Annotated in this window: 16 protein-coding genes; 5 read left to right on the top strand and 11 right to left on the bottom strand. The window is 67.0% G+C overall.

All coding sequences use genetic code 11. From position 1 onward, the window contains the following. The first annotated feature begins 85 nt into the window (after window positions 1-85). The 4 genes from H681_RS12685 to H681_RS12700 all read left to right on the top strand — a co-directional run bounded on the left by H681_RS12685 (window position 86) and on the right by H681_RS12700 (window position 2,944). Window positions 86-760, top strand: a complete 675-nt coding sequence (locus H681_RS12685) for a polysaccharide lyase family 7 protein (protein WP_015477265.1) — start codon at window positions 86-88, stop codon at window positions 758-760. A gap of 166 nt (window positions 761-926) precedes the next feature. After that, entirely contained in the window at window positions 927-1,523 is a 597-nt protein-coding gene (locus tag H681_RS12690; RefSeq protein ID WP_015477266.1) for a GNAT family N-acetyltransferase, read from the top strand. 183 nt (window positions 1,524-1,706) lie between these two features. Further along, window positions 1,707-2,591, top strand: a complete 885-nt coding sequence (locus H681_RS12695; RefSeq protein WP_015477267.1) for a DMT family transporter — start codon at window positions 1,707-1,709, stop codon at window positions 2,589-2,591. A gap of 86 nt (window positions 2,592-2,677) precedes the next feature. Beyond that, window positions 2,678-2,944: a LysR substrate-binding domain-containing protein gene (locus H681_RS12700; RefSeq protein WP_015477268.1), complete on the top strand. Its 267-nt coding sequence runs from the start codon at window positions 2,678-2,680 to the stop codon at window positions 2,942-2,944. 222 nt (window positions 2,945-3,166) lie between these two features. Here H681_RS12700 and H681_RS12705 read toward each other — a convergent pair whose 3' ends face one another. The 5 genes from H681_RS12705 to H681_RS12725 form a co-directional block, all read right to left on the bottom strand. Further along, on the bottom strand, window positions 3,167-5,602 hold the full coding sequence (locus tag H681_RS12705; protein WP_015477269.1) for an efflux RND transporter permease subunit: 2,436 nt from the start codon (window positions 5,600-5,602) through the stop codon (window positions 3,167-3,169). A gap of 17 nt (window positions 5,603-5,619) precedes the next feature. After that, on the bottom strand, window positions 5,620-6,684 hold the full coding sequence (locus H681_RS12710) for a WD40/YVTN/BNR-like repeat-containing protein (protein WP_015477270.1): 1,065 nt from the start codon (window positions 6,682-6,684) through the stop codon (window positions 5,620-5,622). Window positions 6,685-6,746: 62 nt separating this feature from the next. Beyond that, window positions 6,747-8,105, bottom strand: a complete 1,359-nt coding sequence (locus H681_RS12715; protein ID WP_015477271.1) for a DUF1329 domain-containing protein — start codon at window positions 8,103-8,105, stop codon at window positions 6,747-6,749. A 41-nt stretch (window positions 8,106-8,146) separates the two neighbouring features. After that, entirely contained in the window at window positions 8,147-9,991 is a 1,845-nt protein-coding gene (locus tag H681_RS12720) for a DUF1302 domain-containing protein (protein ID WP_015477272.1), read from the bottom strand. A gap of 132 nt (window positions 9,992-10,123) precedes the next feature. Further along, window positions 10,124-10,687 carry an RBBP9/YdeN family alpha/beta hydrolase gene (locus H681_RS12725; RefSeq protein WP_015477273.1) on the bottom strand — a complete coding sequence of 188 codons (564 nt, stop codon included), beginning with the start codon at window positions 10,685-10,687 and terminating at the stop codon, window positions 10,124-10,126. 358 nt (window positions 10,688-11,045) lie between these two features. Between H681_RS12725 and H681_RS12730 the strand changes: the two genes are divergently transcribed. Further along, on the top strand, window positions 11,046-12,050 hold the full coding sequence (locus H681_RS12730) for an AraC family transcriptional regulator (RefSeq protein WP_015477274.1): 1,005 nt from the start codon (window positions 11,046-11,048) through the stop codon (window positions 12,048-12,050). 720 nt (window positions 12,051-12,770) lie between these two features. On the opposite strand, the gene H681_RS12735 is transcribed toward H681_RS12730, so the two are convergent. The 6 genes from H681_RS12735 to H681_RS12760 form a co-directional block, all read right to left on the bottom strand. Next, on the bottom strand, window positions 12,771-13,781 hold the full coding sequence (locus H681_RS12735; RefSeq protein ID WP_015477275.1) for a YeiH family protein: 1,011 nt from the start codon (window positions 13,779-13,781) through the stop codon (window positions 12,771-12,773). Beyond that, on the bottom strand, window positions 13,778-14,113 hold the full coding sequence (locus H681_RS12740) for a Rieske (2Fe-2S) protein (RefSeq protein ID WP_015477276.1): 336 nt from the start codon (window positions 14,111-14,113) through the stop codon (window positions 13,778-13,780). The genes H681_RS12735 and H681_RS12740 overlap by 4 nt, the downstream gene beginning before the upstream one ends. Beyond that, window positions 14,110-14,772: a DsbA family protein gene (locus H681_RS12745; RefSeq protein ID WP_015477277.1), complete on the bottom strand. Its 663-nt coding sequence runs from the start codon at window positions 14,770-14,772 to the stop codon at window positions 14,110-14,112. Before H681_RS12745 ends, H681_RS12740 begins: the two co-directional genes overlap by 4 nt. Then, a complete protein-coding gene (locus H681_RS12750; RefSeq protein WP_015477278.1) occupies window positions 14,769-16,058 on the bottom strand; it encodes an MFS transporter in 1,290 nt (429 codons plus the stop codon). Before H681_RS12750 ends, H681_RS12745 begins: the two co-directional genes overlap by 4 nt. A gap of 93 nt (window positions 16,059-16,151) precedes the next feature. Beyond that, window positions 16,152-17,204, bottom strand: a complete 1,053-nt coding sequence (locus H681_RS12755; RefSeq protein ID WP_015477279.1) for a 3-keto-5-aminohexanoate cleavage protein — start codon at window positions 17,202-17,204, stop codon at window positions 16,152-16,154. Window positions 17,205-17,247: 43 nt separating this feature from the next. Then, window positions 17,248-18,096, bottom strand: a complete 849-nt coding sequence (locus H681_RS12760; RefSeq protein WP_015477280.1) for a TauD/TfdA dioxygenase family protein — start codon at window positions 18,094-18,096, stop codon at window positions 17,248-17,250. Window positions 18,097-18,106 lie beyond the last annotated feature (10 nt).

Consider the following 18,106-nt stretch of genomic DNA (forward strand, 5'->3'; position numbering starts at 1 on the left):
CGTCACGACCGTCTGGCCGAAAAATCGATACGACACGAGCATCACCGGTCAAAGGCAGCACCCCGACCGTTGAAGGAGTGCCGTCATGAACGTGAACATCGACAACCTCAACATTGCCCTGCCCGTGGCGAAGTCCGCCAGCGACCCCGTGGCCCTGGAAATCCCCGGCCTGCAGGCTCAGGCACAGTATCCCGAACTGGTACTCCGGCTACCGGACGGCAGCCTGCAACTCACCGCGCCAACCCGTGGCGCCTCGAGCAAGAGCCCCCACCGCACCCGCTGCGAATGGAAGGAACCGATCCACTGGAGCCTGAGCAGCGCCACCGAGCATGTGAACCACCAGTTGATGAAGGTCACCCAGGTGAACTCGGCGCAGAAAGTCGTGGTGGCGCAGGTGCACGTGAAGAACGATGACAGCCCGCTGCTCAAGGTGTTCTGGCAGGAGGGCAAGCTGACCCTGGGGTTCCGCCAGAACTTCAACCAGACCGCCCCGGTGAACAGCACGGTGCTCGACAACGTTCCGCTGGGCGCGGACTTCGACATCCTGGTCCTGGTCACTTCCAGCCTGATGCTCAGCGTGCAGGCCAGTTGCAATGGCCGCACCTCGAGCCTTCTCCCGATGCCGCTGGATGCCAGTTGGGCCGTGCAGACCTTCAACTTCCACGGCGGGGTATACAACCCGGTGGACTACAGCGATGCGACCTTGCCGACCGATGCCTCGGTGTGTGTGATCAAGGATCTGCAGATCTGGCATATCTGAGCGCGGCGCCGATCGACACCGTGCTGCAGACGCGGTTCGCGAGCACGCTCGCGTCCGCCCAGGACCGATCGCGGCGGGACGCTCCAGGGCTCGGTTTCACGCTACAAACCCGGCCCCGGTTTGGTTACGCTCTCCCCGCACCGTCCGTTCCGCCAAGAGCCGTATCATGCACTCTCCCAACTGCCCCCACCTGATCGGCGTACACGTCGAGCTCCTCCCCTTGCGCGCCGAGCATGCCGTCGACCTGCTCGCGGCCGCCGCCGATGGTGAGCTGTGGAACCTCAAGGTCACCCTGGTGCCGGGGCCCGATACCGTCGGGGGCTATATCGACAAGGCACTGGCCGGACAGTACGCCGGCACGGTGATACCTTTCGCCATCCTTGACCGGCGCAGTGGCCGCATCGTCGGCAGCACGCGTTTCTGGAAGATCGACCGGAGCAACCGCAAGCTGGAAATCGGCCACACCTGGCTGGCGCTGTCGGCACAGCGCACGCCGATCAACACCGAGGCCAAGCTCCTGCTGCTGCGCCATGCCTTCGAGGTGATGGACTGCGTGCGGGTGCAGTTCACCACCGACGAGCTGAACGGGACGTCCCGCGCGGCGATTCTTCGCCTGGGCGCGGTGCAGGAAGGTATCGTCCGGCATGAGCGGATCATGCCCGACGGACGCAAGCGCAACTCGGTGCGTTTCAGCATCATCGACAGCGAATGGCCCGAGGTCCGGGCCCGCTTGCTGGCACGCCTGGGGCGCGCGTCGGACTGACCGTTTCCAGCCGGCGCTTGGCTCCGCCGGGGCAGTGCCCGGCCGGCACCGGGAAAACGGCGCTGCGAGACAGGAAAACGTCGGTGCGCCACCTTCCCAAGCGCCACGGGCGCCCGGCAAGATAGCCCGACTCGCCGCCGCGCTTCGGTGGCCCATCTTCTGCCTGTGCGTTCCGGGAGCCGTATGCAACCGCGCGACCTTGCCGCCTACCTGTTCCTGGCGATCGGCTGGGGGCTGTCCTTTCTCGTACTGCTCAAGGCCATCGCCGGCTTCGGCTGGGTTGGCGCGGTAAGCTTCCGTGCGCTGATCGCCAGCGGCACGCTGCTGGCGGTGGCGCGGTTGTCGGGGCGCCGGCTGAATTTCGAGGGGCTGTGGAAGCCGCTGTGCGTCGTCGGCGCCACTACGGTGGCCGGCCAACTGATCGGCATGACCTACGCCACCCCGCGCATCGGCACCGCGATGGCGGCGATCTTCGTCGCCGGGATTCCGCTGTTTTCCATGCTCATCGGCCGTGTCTGGGGCCTGGAGCGCATCACCTGGAGCGGCCTCGGCGGGCTGCTGCTGGGTTTCTTCGGCATGGTCCTGCTGGTGGGGTTCCCGGCGGTACCGGTGACCCACGAGTTCATCCTCGGCTGCATCGCCTCGGTGTTCGGCGCGGTCTGCGCGGCCTTCGGCAGCAACTACGCCAGCCTGCGCCTGCGTACCGCCGGGCCTTGGGAAGTGACCTGCGGCGCCTTCCTGATCGGCGGCCTGCTGACGCTGCCGCTGCTGATCTGGGTACCGCTGCCGGGCACGCCGCAGCCGGTGGATTTCCTCTACCTGCTGCTGTGCGGCTGCGTGCTCAGCGCGCTGAACTACGTGATCTACTTCCAGCTGGTTTCACGTATCGGAGCGACCCGGACGATCAGCGTGGAGTTCGTCGTTACCGTGGTCGCCGTGCTGGTCGGTGCGCTGGTGCTGGATGAAAGCCTGTCGCTGATCCAGGGCCTGGGCGCGCTGACCATCCTGGCCGGCTGCGCCCTGGTGCTCGGCCTCGTGCCGGGTACCAGGATGCGCGCCGTCAGTTAAGCCGCGGTGAGCTGGACTGTGTCCGGCGAGGCGTCGTCGCGGTCGATCGCCACCAAAGGCATGGCTGCTGTCGCATCCGCCAGCCGGTGCCGCGGGTCGCCAGCGACAACTATGACTTCCTGCTGTCCTGCCTGCTGGACGGCCAGGGGCTGCAGTTCCTCCCGCAATGGAACGCGCTGCCGTACATCGAGCGCGGCGAACTGGTGGAGCAGCTACCGGACTGCTGGCACGACCAGAGCGCCTTCGGACCCTGGGTGCATGCGCTCTACCTGCCGCACCGGCGCAGCACGCGCAAGGTGCGGGTGTTCATCGAGTACCTGCGCGAGCATTTGCAGGGCAAAGGGTTGATCTGAGCGGTCCCGCAGGGCGTGGCTCCAGGGCCTGGACTGAGCCAGGAGGGCCCTGAGGCGAAGGTCAAACGGCGGACTCCGCTCCGTAGCAGCGGAGCTTCTCCGCGATTCGCCGGCAAGGCCGGTGCTGGATCAGTTCGCGAGCAGGCTCGCTCCTACGAAGAGCGGGCCTGCAGGAGCGAGCTTGCTCGCGAACCCGCCCAACGCAGACGCCTGACCGGCTGTTCAGCCCTTCCGGTCGTTCAGCAGGAAATGCGACAACGCCGGGATCAGCACCAGCGCGCCGAGCATGTTCCAGAGGAACATGAAGGTCAGCAGGATGCCCATGTCGGCCTGGAACTTGATTGGCGACCAGGCCCAGGTAATCACCCCGGCGGCCAGGGTCACGCCCACCAGCGCCACCACCTTGCCGGTGAAGATCACCGCCTGCTGGTAGGCCATCGCCAGCGGGAAGCCGGCCCGTTGCAGCTGTAACTGCACGCTCAACAGGTACAGCGCATAGTCCACGCCAATGCCCACGCCCAGGGCGATCACCGGCAGGGTCGCCACCTTCACGCCGATGCCGAGGAACACCATCAGCGCCTCGCAGAGCATGGAGGTCAGCACCAGCGGCAGCATGGCCACCAGGGTCGCGCGCCAGCTGCGGAAGGTGATCAGGCAGAACAGGCTGACCGCCCCGTAGATGTACAGCAGCATGGTGCGGTTGGCCTGGTGCACCACGCTGTTGGTGGCGGCCTCGATGCCGGCGCTGCCGGCGGCGAGGAGGAACTGGCGGTCCGGGGTGCTGTTGGCCTTGGCGAAGTCCTCGGCGATGGTCGTCACTTCCTCCAGGGTCCTGGCCTTGTGGTCCTTGAGGAAGGCGATCACCGGCATCACCGAGCACTCGGTGTTGAACAGTTCCGGGGTATTCACCGAGGCCTGCTGCGCCGAGTAGTTGAGCACGTCCTGGTTGCGCTGCAGGCTGGCGAACTTGGGGTTGCCCTCGTAGGTGCCGGCGGTGATCTGGCGCACCGCGTCGGCCAGCGACACGCTCGCCTGCACGCCCGGATGCTGTTGCAGCGCCCAGCCCAGGCGGTCGGCGAGGATCAGGGTCTTGTAGTTCAGGCAGCCTTCGGCGGGCGTCTTCACCATCACCGCGAACAGGTCGCTGGAGAGCGCGTAGTGGCTGGTGATGTAGGCGTTGTCGCGGTTGTAGCGCGAGTCCGCGCGCAGCTCGGGCGCGCCGGCGTCGAGATCGCCGATCTGCAGGCGCTGGCTGACCAGGAAGCTGCCGGCGCCGATCAGCGCGGCGACCGCCAGGGCGATGCTCGCCCAGCGCCGTTCGGTGAAACGGTCGAGCAGGCTCCACAGCCGCCCCAGGCCCTGCTCGCGCGCCTCCTGCTGCTCCTCGCGCAGGGCGCGGGCGGCGGCGCGCGGACTGACGCCGATGAAGGACAGCGCCACCGGCATCAGCAGCAGCGAGGTGAACACCAGCACCGCCACGCCGATGCTCGCGGTGATCGCCAGGGCCTTGATCACCGGGATGTCGATCAGCATCAGCACGCCGAAGCCCACGGCGTCGCAGAGCAGCGCGCTGACCCCGGCCAGGAACAGGCGGCGGAAGGTGTTGCGCGCCGCCACCAGGCGGTGGGTGCCACGGCCGATGTCCTGCATGATCCCGTTCATCTTCTGCGTGGCGTGGGAGACGCCGATGGCGAAGATCAGGAACGGCACCAGGATCGAGTACGGGTCCAGCGCATAGCCCAGCCAGGCGATCAGGCCCAGTTGCCAGATCACCGCCAGCAGGGAGCAGACGATCACCAGCAGGCTGCTGCGCAGGCAGCGGGTATAGAGCAGGATGATGACGAAGGCCGAGACCACCGCCAGGCCGAAGAACATCATCACCCGCAGCAGGCCGTCGATCAGGTCGCCGACCAGCTTGGCGAAGCCGATGACGTGGATGCGCACGTTGCCCTTGCCCGGCTCGCCGGCATCGAAGCCGCGCTGGTCGCCCTGGTACTCGTACTTCAGGCGCAGCGCGTCGAGCTGATGGGAGAACTGCCGGTAGTCGATGCCCTTGCCGGTGGCCGAGTCGTGGTCCAGCAGCGGCACCACCAGCATGCTCGAACGGAAGTCGTTGGCCACCAGGCTGCCGACGATGCCGGCGCGGGCGATGTTCTGCCGCAGCCGGGCGATGCTCGCGGCGTCGCCGGCATAGCCATCGGGCATCACCGGGCCGCCCTGGAAGCCTTCCTCGGTGACTTCGGTCCAGCGTACCGCCGGCGACCACAGCGACTTCATCCAGGCGCGGTCGACGCCGGGACTGAGGAACAACTGGTCGTTGATCTGCTTGAGGGTGTCCAGGTAGGCGGGGGCGAAGATGTCGCCGTCGCGGCTCTCCACCACCACTCGCACGGAGTTGCCCAGGCCGCGCAGCGCCCCACGGTTCTCCAGGTAGTTGCGGATGTAGGGGTGGCTCTGCGGGATCATCTTCTCGAAGCTGGGCTTGATCTCCAGGCGGGTCACCGCCATCCAGCCAAGCAGCAGCGTGACCAGGGCGATCAGGCCGATGAACAGGAGCCGATGGTTGAACACCAGGCGTTCCAGCAGGCTGCCGCTGTGCGCGTCGAAGTCCCGCAGATCGCTGATGACGGGCAGTTGCCCTTGCTTGAGGTCGACCATAGGAGGCTGTCTCTTTCTTATTGTGTGAGCGGCAACGCGCTGCGTTGCAGGCCGCGATTGCCCACCAGCAGCAGGCTGTCGCCACTGATCAGGGCGCCGCTGACGGGCGTGCGCTGGGCCAGGGTCAGCGGCTTGAAGGTGACGCCGTCGTCGCGGCTGACCAGTCCCTGGCCGGCCTGGCTGAACAGGTAGAGGCTACCGTCGGCGCCCTGGCCGGCCGCCGTGAGGCTGACCGGAAGGCCGGTGGCCACCTCGCTCCAGTTCACGCCGCCGTCGACGCTGCGTACCGCGTTGCCGCGCAAGCCGTAGGCGAACAGCAGGCCGGGCCTGCCGAGCACGCCGAAGAAGGTGCCCTTGTACGGCGAGTCCAGCGCGACGAAGCGCTGGCCTTGCGGGTCGAGCTTGAGCAGCAGGCCCTGCTCGCCGACGATGAACAGTTCGTCGCCCACCGCCGACAGGGCGGTCAGGTGCAGCGCTTGCGGGTTGTCGATGCGATGGTTCCAGGGCTCCCAATTGCGCCCGCCATCGCTGGTGTGCAGGATCAGGTTGAAGGCGCCGATCACGAAACCCTCCTGGGCGTTGCGGAACCAGAGGTCGAGGAACGGCTTGTCGGCCCCCTCCTCCTTCATGCGCCGCGACTGCTCCAGCAGGGTTTCGTTATCCGCCTGGGGGTGGGCCGTGTAGTAGTCGATCATCAGTTGGCCGATGGCGCGGCCATCGAGCTGGCGAGTCCAGTGTTCGCCGCCGTCGGCGCTGTGCAGCACCACGCCGTCGTGGCCCACCGCCCAGCCTTCGCGCGGCGTGGGGAAGCGCACGGCGGTGAGGTCGGAGCTGACCGGGACCTCGGCCTGCCGCCAGTCCTTGCCGTCGTTGTCGGAATAGAGAATGTGGCCGCGCTGGCCGACCACCACCAGGCGCTTGTCGGCGCGGGCGATGGCCGCCAGCGGGCTGCTCATGGCCAGTGCGGTGGGCTGCGACGGCAGGTCCAGCACGTCGACGAACTCGCCGGCTCCGGCGTGACCGGCGAGCAGCGCCAGTCCCAGCCCGGCGCAGGCCAGGGCGAGCTTGAGGGGAAATTGCATACGGCTACCTCGATGGGAAAGGCGCGGCGGCTTCACCAGCCGCCGCGACCGGACTCATCCGCTTAGCGGATGCCGCTGCCCGCGAGGGCTTCAGGCGACCACTGGGTAGCGGCCAGCGGATCGATGTAGGTGATGCCGCCGTACGGGCCGACGACGCCATTGATGTTGTAGGAGCCGGCGGTCAGGTCGTAGATCATGAACGGCGTGGCGTCCGGGATGCGCTTGTCGTAGCTCTGGCTGAGGAAGGCGAAGGAGCCGCGATAGAGCTGGCCACGGGCGTCATACTGGTCTGAGGCCAGGGCCACCCAGCTGTCCTCGTCGAGGTAGAAGCGACGCTTGGCGTAGATGTGCCGGGCGCCAGCCTTCAGCGTACCCTCGACGACCCACACGCGGTGCTTCTCCCAGCGCACATAGTCCGGCGACAGGTGATTGGGCGTGACCACCGGCTTGATGTCGCTGGTGTAGGTCAGGCGGTAGGTGTTGTAGGGCACGATCATTTCCTGCTTGCCCACCAGCTTCCAGTCGTAGCGATCCAGCGCGCCGTTGAAGACGAACACGTCGTCGTAGGTGCCGGCGCCGGCCATGCCAGGGTTCGGGGTGTCGTAGGCCAGGTTCGGCGCCAGCTTCACGCGGCGCTGGCCGGGCAGGTATTGCCAGGCGCGGCGCGGCTGCTGCAGCGGGTTGGCGGCGTCCTTGAGCATCATCGCCTCGCCGGCGCGACGGGCCGGGCCGCTGTAGTACAGCTTCATCTGGTAGTAGACCTCGGAGCCCTTCACCGGCTGGGTGAGGTTCTCGTAGATCGGGTAGTTGATGAACGCCTGGCCGGTGGTGGCGAGATTCGCGCTACCCGAGGCGTCGACGTTCCAGGAGTCGTACTTGGCCTTGATGTTCACCCCCTGGTAACGCAGCAGGAAGTTCCACATGGCTTCGGCGCCGGTCTTCGGCATCGGGAACGGCACGCCTGGCAGCGCGTTGTCGATGGCGGTGCCGCCTTCCAGGGACTGGGTGGCGAGCGCGTTCTTCCTGCTGTTTTCCAGCACCGCATCCGGCAGCGCGACAGTGCGGTGGGTCGGGTAGACGTCGACGCGGAAGCTCGGGTAGCGCTTGGCCAGTTCGACGGTGGTGGCGGTCAGCTCGCTCTTGTACTGGTCGACGTTCTTGCCGTCGATCACCAGCACCGGCTTCTCGCCGGCGAAGGGGTCCGGGCGCATGCTGTCGCCGGCCTTGAAGCCGGCCGGGGCGCTGGTCAGGCCGCCGCTGTAGGCGGGAATCGAACCGTCGCTGCTGGCGGCCTTTTCGGCGCCGACCAGGGTCAGGCTGGAGCCCAGCTGGGCGGCATCCTGGGGCGAGACGGCGGCCTGGGCCGCGCCGCACAGGGCCAGGCCGAGGGCCGTGGCGATCAGGGTAGGTGTGAAGTTCATGCTGTTTTTCTCCTGCTCCGGGTAAGGAGCCTGGGGTGAAATCAGAAGGTCGCCTTGAGGGACGCGGTCACCATGCCGCGGTCCTTCAGCAGGGGCGCGAGGCCGCCCTGCGAGGTGATCTGCCCGGGGATGCACTGGTACTGCCCATTGGCCCCCGGGGTGTTGTTGTCGTGTCCGCTTGCGCAGGTATCGAAGGGACCGAAGGCGTCGACGTACTTCAGGTCGACGCGGTATTTCTGGTGGAAGTCCGCCGCCACGCCGACCGAGTAGCTGCCGGCGTCTTCGTTGCCGCCCAGCTGCACCGCCGAGTTGCCGTGCAGGCCGACGTTGTAGGCCAGCGGCATGGACAGGTCGACGCCGGGGAAGGCCTGGTACCAGGTCGGGGTGAAGTTGGCGGACATGGCGTAGGCATTGGTGGTGACCTTGTCCACGCCGTGGTAGCTGGAGTCGCCCTTGAAGGTCTGCTCGCCTTCGGTGACGTCGACCAGATGGGTCAGGGTGCCCTCCACCGCCAGCGACGAGGCGTCCCACAGCGGGGTCGCGCCGAAGGTCACCAGGCCGTTGAGCACCACGTGGAAGGTCTTGCCGCGGGCGAGGCCGGTCTCGCCGTCGCTGGGCAGCTCGCCGATCAGGTTGGCGCCGTTGATCAGCCCATGCTGCGCGGCGTTGTAGAGCGCCCCGTTGACGGTGGTGAAGTTGCTCGCCAGCGGCATGTTCTCGCGGTAGTTCAGGTCCATGCCGACGCTCACCCCGCCGATTTCCTTCGACAGGCTGATGCCGTAGATGTCGATGTCGTCGGCATAGGCGGTGAAGTAGTTCATCCCCTGCAGGCCGGCGAGGCCGGGCTTGTGCATGTTCGGCGCGTCCACCAGCACCGCCGGCAGGGTGTCGGAGGTGTTGCGGTAATAGAAGCCGAGGGTGCCGTCGAGCCATTCCGGGCTCCACTTGGCCATCAGGCCGAAGTCGCCGCTGTTGTCCGGCTTGCGGTCGTGGCCGCGCGGCGCGCCGTAGAAAGCGTTGAGCGCCGGCAGCGGCAGCCAGAAGACGTTGCCGCCGTCGTTGAGCATGTCGTAAGGGCCCATGTAGGTGCCGCCTTCGGGGAAGCGCGAGTTCTCGAACTCGAGGAAATACTGTGCGGCCAGGGTCAGCTCCGGGTTCACCGTCAGCGACGCGGACAACTGGTTGCGCGGCATGAACAGCTCTTTCGCCTCGGTGCCCGGCACGTTGTACAGCTTGCCCAGGTCCAGGGCCGACTGGCCGTAGTTGATGCCGTTGGCGGCGCTGAACAGCGTCTCGCCCCAGTAGATGGTGTGGCGGCCGAGCTTGCCGCTGAGCAGCATGTCTTCGCCCACCTGGTGGCTGGCGAAGACGAAGGCGTCGAGCAGCTCGCCGGAGGGACCGTTGTAGTAGCGGTCGGCGAAATTGCTCAGGCCGTGGGTCGACGCCTTGGCGCCGGGCGGAACGATCACGGTGCCGTTCTGGGTGACCAGGTGGCCGGCGTTGCCTTTCTGGCCGGGGAACGGGTTGCTCGAGCCGACGTCTTCGTAGGCGTTGTCGTACCAGCCGGCGGCGCTGACGCGGAAGCCCATGCTGTCGCGGTAGACGAAGTCCAGCTCGCTGAGCAGGTCGAAGCGCTGGGTCACCGGGCTGCCGGCGGAAAAGTTGCGGTCGCCGTCGTTGGTGTTGGCGGTGCCGGCGATCTTGCTGTTGGCCGCTTCCACCCGCTGCCCGTAGCTGAGCTTGACAGTGTTGTCGAAGCGGACAGCGATGTCCGGGTTGCCGGTGTTCAGTTCGAACGCCTGGGCCGAAGTGCCGCCCAGGGCGCTGATGATCGCCGAGGCGAGCAGGCAGCGGCGCAGCCGCGGTGAGTTGCTCTGGTAGTGCATGCGTGTGCTCCGTTTCTTGTTGTAATCGGGACGCTATCCGGGCCCGTCCCGCAGCCCTCGCCCGCGCCACCTAGGGGCGTACGCGGGCCTGCCCCGCCGTCAGGCGACGGGGCGTGAACTTCCTTTCGGGGGTCAGCGATCCAGCATCTGGATCAGGTTGTCCGCCTCCGGCCAGTCACCGAAGCCGGACGCCGGGTTCATGTGGCCGACGCGGCCCAGCGCCACCAGGCTTGCGCCCCAGGTGTCGGCCAGGCGCTGCACGGCCTCTGGCGTGGCGAGCGGGTCGTTGTCGCTGGCCGCCACCAGGCAGGGGAACGGCAATGGCTGCCGCGGCAACGGCGCCCAGCCACGCTCGGCGAGGCTCGCCGGGCTCGGGTAGTGCTCCGGCCACGGGCCGTCGAGGTCCGGCGGGGTCACCAGCAGCGCGCCCTTGATCGGCCGGTCATGGCGAGCCGCCCAGTGAGCCACCATCAGGACGCCGGCGCTGTGGGCGACCAGGATCACCGGGCCGTCGATCTGCGCCAGCTCGTGCTGGATGGCGGCGACGCGGGCGTCGAGATCGAGTCTGTCCTCGGTCAGCGGCGGTACGCAGCGCGCATTGGGCAGGCGGGCCTGGAGATGGGTCTGCCAGTGGTCGGCCACGTGGTCGCGCAGGCCGGGAACGATGAGGACGGTGGTGGAGTTGTTGTGTTTCACCGGGTCACCTTGCAGCTATTTCGAACATGTTGGAGCAGACAGTAGAGGCAGCCCGGCAACGCTGCTTTGCATAGAACGTCAGGCACTTCGCAATTGATGACAGCGGCGACGGCGTCCGACACCCTGCTCCTCAGCCATATCCCACGCGCCATGCGAGCTAGGCCTGTTCGATGACGCCCAACGGCGCTGGCTGAGATGCAAAACTTCGTACACGCTTTGCTGAACTCGCCGATAGAATCTGTCGTCATCGACCAAGCCAAACGCACGCCGGTGATGGTTCGGCACCTGTCATTTCGTGACAGACACCACCCCGGCGTGACGCAGACACAAGAAAAAGAAGGCGATCGGCATGACCCCAATGGTTCGTATTGCGGCCCTGACCAACTACCTGGAGGTGGCCCGCCACCTCGGCCTCAACCCCCAGCAGCAGCTCAGCCGGGTGGGTTTGAGCCTGTCCATGCTGGAACATCCCGAGCAGCGTGTGCCCATCACCCCGGTGGTGAGTCTGCTGGAGGAATCGGCCCGCGCCTGCGGCTGCGAAACCTTCGGCCTGCGCATGGCCGAATCCCGTCAGCTCGCCGATTTCGGCGTGATCAGCCTGCTGATCAGCCACCAGGCGACCCTGCGCGAAGCCATCAACACCATCGTCCAGTACCGCCACATGATCAATGAGTCGCTGGCCCTGTACATCGACCAGGAAGGCAAGACCGCGATCCTGCGCGAGGAGATCATCACCGTGCCACCGATGCCCATGCGCCAGGGCATCGAACTGGCCATCGGCACCCTCTACCGCCTCTGCGCCGCCCTTCTCGGCCCGCACTGGCGGCCGATGAGCGTGAACCTCACCCACGACGCACCGGCCGACCTGCAGGTGCACAAGCGCCTGTTCGGCTGCAAGATCGAGTTCGGCAGCGAATTCAATGGCATCGTGATCCCGGCGGCCGACCTGGACGCGGCCAACCCCATGGCCGATCCGGCCATGGCCCGCCATGCGCGCAGCTTCGTCGACTCGCTGCCCGGAGCCACCGACGGCAGTACCCTGAACGAAGTGCGCAAGGCCATCTACCTGCTGCTGCCGATGGGCCGCGCCACCATCGAGCAGATCGCCCAATCGCTGGGCCTGAACGTCCGCACCCTGCAGCGCCGGCTGGAGGAGAACGGCGTGACCTTCTCCGACCTGATCAACGAAGTGCGTCGGGAACTGGTGCTGCGCTACATGGAAAACCCGCGCTATTCGCTCAGCCGGATTGCCGATCTGCTGGGGTATGGGATGCCCAGTTCGTTCACCCGCTGGTTCACCATCCAGTACGGCATGTCGCCGGCGGCGTGGCGGCGGGAGCATATGGGGCGGGAGTTGGAGTGATATCTCGCTGGGACGGGCCTCGCCCGCGCGCCAGACTGCTCTTCGTAGGAGCGAGCTTGCTCGCGAATGGATTACCTGGCGGCTCCGGAGCTGGACGGTTCGCGAGCAAGCTCGCTCCTACAGGTTCTGGCGTCATGCGGAGGTGTTTTCCGATAGGAGCATATTCCGCCGCGATGGATTTCGCGGACAAGGTCCGCTTACGGGAGCGCAGCTTCGCTCTAGCTCTGGCTCTCTAAGACTTCCAGAGAAATCTCCGTGCACTCCGAACGCCCCTTCAGGAGGCCGAGTGGAATCGGAGTTTCAGGGGTTGAGCGGCATGGATGCCGCGACGACTGCATGGATGCAGGAGGTAGAGCGACGCAGGAAGCCAAAGCCGAGAGCCGCGATGGGCCAGGGATGGCCCTTCGTGGGGGAACGCCTAGTTCGGGCCCCTGAAACTTCGATGGAGCGAGGAAAACGGAGCGTAGCGTAGTAACAGCCGCAGGCTGGCCCGAAGGGTGAGCGAAGCGAATCAGTCCCGCGAAGCGGGACCCGGATGATGGGGCCAAGACCTTTGGTTACTTTCTGTCGTTTGAGAAAGTGACTCGCCCGAGGGGGGCGAAACAAAATCTATCAGCACACGCCGAAGCGGCGCAGAAACACCCAACCCAAAAGCCGAAAAGCATCGCGGGCATAGCTCGCGGTTGGTGCCGATAAGGCGCAGCGACCAGCACCGACCGATCAACCCGCCAGGCGCAACATCCCCAACACCAGCACCGCCAGGAACACCGTCTCCCCCACCATCAGCAGGATCGGCTTGATCCCCACCGTGGCCAGGGCACGCAATTGGGTCTTCATGCCCAATGCCGCGATGGCGATCACCAGGCACCATTGCGACAGCTTGCTGCCCGCCTGCTGCACCACCGGCGCGAGGACGCCGGTGCTATTGACCGCCGCCAGCAGCACGAAGCCCACCGCGAACCAGGGCAGCAGCGGCGGACGCTTGTCGCCCGGCTCGACGCCCCGGGCGCGGGTGATCATCGCCGCGCAGAGGATCACCGGCAGCAGCATGGCCACGCGCATCAGCTTGACCACCGTGGCGCTGTCGCCCACTTCCGGCGAGATGCTGTAGCCGGCGCCGACCACCTGGGCCACGTCGTGGATCGTGCCGCCGAGGAAGATGCCCGCCTGCAACGGCGGCAGGCCCAGGGCGTGAACGATCATCGGGTAGAGGATCATCGCCAGGGTCGAGAGCGCAGAGACACCGAGCACGGTGAACAGCGTGGCCTTCTCCTTCTGCGTGTGGGCCGGCAGCGCCGCCGCCAGGGCCAGGGCCGCCGAGGCGCCGCAGATGGCCGTGGCGCCGCCGGTGAGCAGGCCGAACAGGAAGTTGAAGCCCATGGCGCGAGCGACGGCGATGGAGACCAGGATGGTCACCGTCACCAGCACCACGACCATCACCACCGGCTGCCAGCCCAGCTCCGCGATCTGCCCGAAGGTGATGCGGATGCCCAGCAGCGCCACGCCCAGGCGGAGGATCTCGCGGGCGGTGAACTCGATACCGGCCTTGCACTGGCCGTCGCTGGCGAGGAAGTTCAGCGCCAGGCCCAACAGCAGCGCGAACAGCATCACCGGCGCGCCGTAGTGTTCGGAGAGGAAGGTCGCCGCGGCGGCGACCATCGCACTGACCAGCAGTCCGGGCAACAGGGTGCGGCTGCGGGTGCCGAGTGCGGAAATGACGGCGGTGCTCATGCGGAAACTTCCTCGGCGATTGCTTCGTCGAGCAACAGGTAGCACTCGTCGGCGCGCCATTCGATGGGATAGCGGCGCACGCCGAAACCCTTGATGCCTGCCGGGCAACCCGTGTCCAGATTGAATTTCAGCCCGTGCGCCGGGCACTGCAGCCAGCGTCCGTCCAGGCGGCCGCTGTACAGCGAGGCCCCGGCGTGGGGGCAACGGTCGTCGATGGCGTACAGGCAGCCCTCGACGTCGAACAGCAGGACGATGCCGTTCTTGTGGTGGATCAGCGAGCGTCCGCCCGGTGCGGGCAGTCGCTCACGCGGAATGTGCAGCGCGCCACTCATGCCGACAGCGCCTCCTGCCGATCGAAGGCCCGCAGCAAGGCCACGAGCAACTGCTCCGGGCTCTGTCCGCCGAGGGCGAACGCGCGCCCGTCGAGCAGGAACAGCGGCACGCTGGAGTCCACCAGCCCCACGCGGCGGCCGATGAACGCGCGCGCACCGTCGGCCAGCGCCGCCTCGAACTCGGCGGGGGCGTAGTCGCAGGCACGCAGCAGGCGCCGCAGTGTGTCGCGCTGGCCGATGTCCTCGCCGAGCTGGAAGTGCGCGCGGAACAGCAGTTCCAGCAGGCGCTCCAGCTGCGACTGGCTGCCCAGCTGGGCGGCGCGCTGGAACACGCGGTGGGCGTAGGTGGTGTTGGGCATGCTGCGGATGCGCTCGAAGTCGATCTCCACGCCGGCCTGCCGCGCGGCGTCGCGCACTTCCAACTGGCGCGCACGCACCGCCCGCTTGCCGCCGAGACGGCGCTGGTAGAACGCGGCGAAGGGTTCGCCCTCCATCGGCACCTGGGGTAGCAGTTGCAGCCCCAGCCAGTTCACCCGCACGTCCAGTTCCGGGCGCTGCCGGGCCAGCAGGCGCAGCGCGGTGTCCAGGTTGCGCTTGCCGATCAGGCACCAGGGGCAGATGAAGTCGAAGGTCATGTCCAGGTTCAGCGTCGGCATCATGCGCCCTCCTCCTCGCCGCGCAGGCGGCGGATATCGCTGTGGTAGTGGCGCCGGGCGTAGATGAACACCAGCGCGGCGAAGATGCTCAGCAGCGGGACGATCTGGAACGCGCGGTCCAGTCCCACGGCGTCGGCCAGCACGCCGGTGAGCAGCGGGCCGGGCGCCAGGCCCAGCAGGTTGTTGGCCAGGGTCAGGGTGGCGAAGGCGGTGCCGTGCACGGCCGGTGCAGTGAGGTTGGCGACCATGGCGCCGGACGGCCCGGAAGTACCGGCGGCGACCAGCATGCCCAGGGCCAGCAGGCTCAGCTGCGCGGCACCCGGCGGCAGGTGGAAGGCCACCGACAGCAGCAGGCAACTGGCCAGGCAGAAGCCGATGGCCAGGACGATCTTGCGCGGCGGATTGGCGCGGCCCAGGCGATCACAGAGGATGCCGCAGAGCACCATGCCGCTGCCGCCGACCAGCACGATTACCGCCGAGATCAGCCCGGCCTTGTCGGTGTCCAGGTGGTAGTAGCGGTTCAGGTAGCTGGGAATCCACACCATCACGGCGGCGGCGACGAACAGTTGCAGGCCGCTGCCCAGGTAGGCGGCGATCACCGAGCGGCTGCCGAACAGGCTGCGCAGCGAGCGCCCGCCGGCCTGGCGCGGCGCCTCGGCGGCGGCCACCGGGGCGATGCGCTTCTCGCTCACCACCAGCGGATAGAGCAGCGCCAGCAGCAGGCCGAACAGCGCCATGCCGGCGAACGCCCAACGCCAGCCCATGTGAGCCGCGAGCACGCCGCCCAGGCCCATGCCCAGCACCGAGCCGAACATGCCACCGGCCATGAAGGCGCCGGTCAGGGTGGCGCGCAGGTGCGCCGGGAATACCGAGATCACCACGGCGATGCCGACGCTGCCGTAGGCCGCCTCGCCAACGCCGACGAAGAAGCGTGCGGCGAACATCTGCGGGAAGGTTTGCGCCACGGCACAACCCAGGGTCGCCAGGCTCCAGAGCATGGCCATCAGCGACAGGCTGCGCACCCGGCCCCAGCGGTCGGCGAGCAGCGAAAGGGGGAAGGTCAGCAGGCCGACCATGACGGCGACGATGCCGCTGAGCAGGCCGAGCTTGGCGTCGCTCAGGGCCCATTCGCTCTTGAGCAGCGGAAAGACCGCGTTGAGCACCTGGCGCGACATGTAATCGGAAATCAGCAGGCCGAAGGTCAGGGCGAACACGACCCAGGCATAACGGCGCGGCACGCTGGGGGTGGTGGCGGAAATGTCGCCCAGGGCGACGGAGTGGATGGCCATGACGCTACCTCTCCAGGCGAGTAATCAGGTACTTGTTGTTCTTCTGGGATAAAAACCGTCCCGGGTTACTGGCAGAACCCGGGACGGAGCCTGTCACGCGCGCAGCGGGACGGACTTCTGGCCCGGCTGGCGGTTGGGCGCCATGCCGTTCATGCGCAGGGTTTCCTCGACGCTGTCATACTGCACGCCGATCTTGTAGATGGCGCGCGCTTCCTTGCCGCTGGCGACCTCGCGGCCCAGTTCGTGGGCGACGCGCACGCACTGCTGGATCTGCTCCACCGAACTCATGCGCTGGCCGTGCTGGCCGATGATGGTGTCCTCGATGCCGCAACGCGGGTGCAGGCCCATCGCCATCGCCATCATGTTGAACGGCAGGACGTTCTTGAGCAGCGACTCGGCGGTGACCGTGGCGCCGTCCGGCGCGCGGTGCACGAAGTTCATGAAGTTGAACGGGTTGGGACCGTCGAAGCCGCCGCCGATGCCGATCCAGGTCAGGTTCAGCGGGCCCTTGTAGACGCCCTTGCGCACCAGGCGCTCGAGGGTTTCCAGGGCATGCATGCCGGTCAGCTGGAAGTGCGGCTGGATGTTCGCCGCCTGCAGGCGCTTCAGGTGCTCCTCGACCCAGGCCGGGCCGGCCGGCACGGTCATTTCGCTGTAGGCCGCCTGGTAGGCCGGATCTTCCAGGGAAGTCCCCTTGAGGTACTCCGGATAGAGCAGCTCCATGATGTTCATCTGGGTGGTATTGATCGCCACCGTCACCTGGTCCGGCTTCGGAGTCAGCTCGGCCAGCATGTGGCGGGTGTCGTCGGACAGCCACTTGGCCGCCTCGCCTTCGCCTTCCGGGGCGAAGGAGATCGAGCCGCCGACCTGGATGATCATGTCCGGCACGGCTTCGCGCACGCCGGCGATCAGTTCGTTGAACTTGGACAGGCGCTTGGAGCCCTTGCCGTCCAGCTCGCGCACGTGCAGGTGCAGCACGGTGGCCCCGGCTTCGTAGCAGTCAACGGCCTTCTGGACCTGCTCGTCCATCGTCACCGGGATGTCTTCGGGGAAGTCCTCGGGCATCCATTCCGGGCCGTAGGGCGCGGTGGTGATGACCACCTTGTCCTGGTTTTCCGGGTGCAGGGAATCGTCGAAAAATTGCATGTCAGTCTCCGTAGATTGTTCTTGTAGGGCTCTTTTTCGAGCGTCAGAACGGCTTGTCACCGATGATTCCGGCGCGCTCCATGCGGCGCACGCAGGGCGGGTAGTCCATCACCGCGTAATGCTGGGTGCTGCGGTTGTCCCAGATCGCCACGCTGTTCTTCTTCCAACGCCAGCGCACCTGGTACTCGGGGATGTAGACCTGGCTCACCAGGTAGCGCAGCAGGTCCAGCGCGCCGGGATTGGCGTCCTGGCCGAAGCGCACGTTCTGCGCGGTGTGGTAGTTGGTGAAGTGGGTGGTGAAGGCGTTGACGAACAGCACCTTCTCGCCGGTCTCCGGATGGGTACGTACCACCGGGTGCTCGGCGTCCGGGTACAGCGCCTTGAGCGCCAGGCGCTTCTCGATCGGCATCGCCGCGCCGAAACTCGCCTCGATGCTGTGGCGTGCGCGCAGCTCGGCGATCCTGCTCTTGATCTCGGCCGGCAGGTTCTCGTAGGCCAGCGCCATGTTCGCCCACATGGTGTCGCCGCCCACCGGCGGGCACTCCACGCAGCGCAGCACGCAGCCCATAGGCGGCACTTCGCGCCAGGTGGCGTCGGTATGCCAGGCGTTCTCGTAGCGGTCGTTGGGCAGGTCCGGGGTCTTGTAGATGCGTACCAGGCCCGGATGCTTGGGGTCGCTGCCGGCCACCGGGTGGTCCTCCAGCTCGCCGAAGCGGCGAGCGAAGGCCACATGGTCCGCGCGGCTGATGTCCTGGTCGCGCAGGAACAGCACCTTGTGCTTGAGCAGCAGGCCGCGCATTTCGTCGAACAGTGCATCGTCGCGGGCGGCATCGCCCAGATTCACGCCGGAAACTTCAGCGCCGATGCTGCAAGTCAGTTGCTCCACGTGCATGACGAGTCAC

The sequence above is a fragment of the Pseudomonas sp. ATCC 13867 genome (genome assembly GCF_000349845.1).
In the GTDB taxonomy this organism is placed as follows: Bacteria; Pseudomonadota; Gammaproteobacteria; order Pseudomonadales; family Pseudomonadaceae; genus Pseudomonas.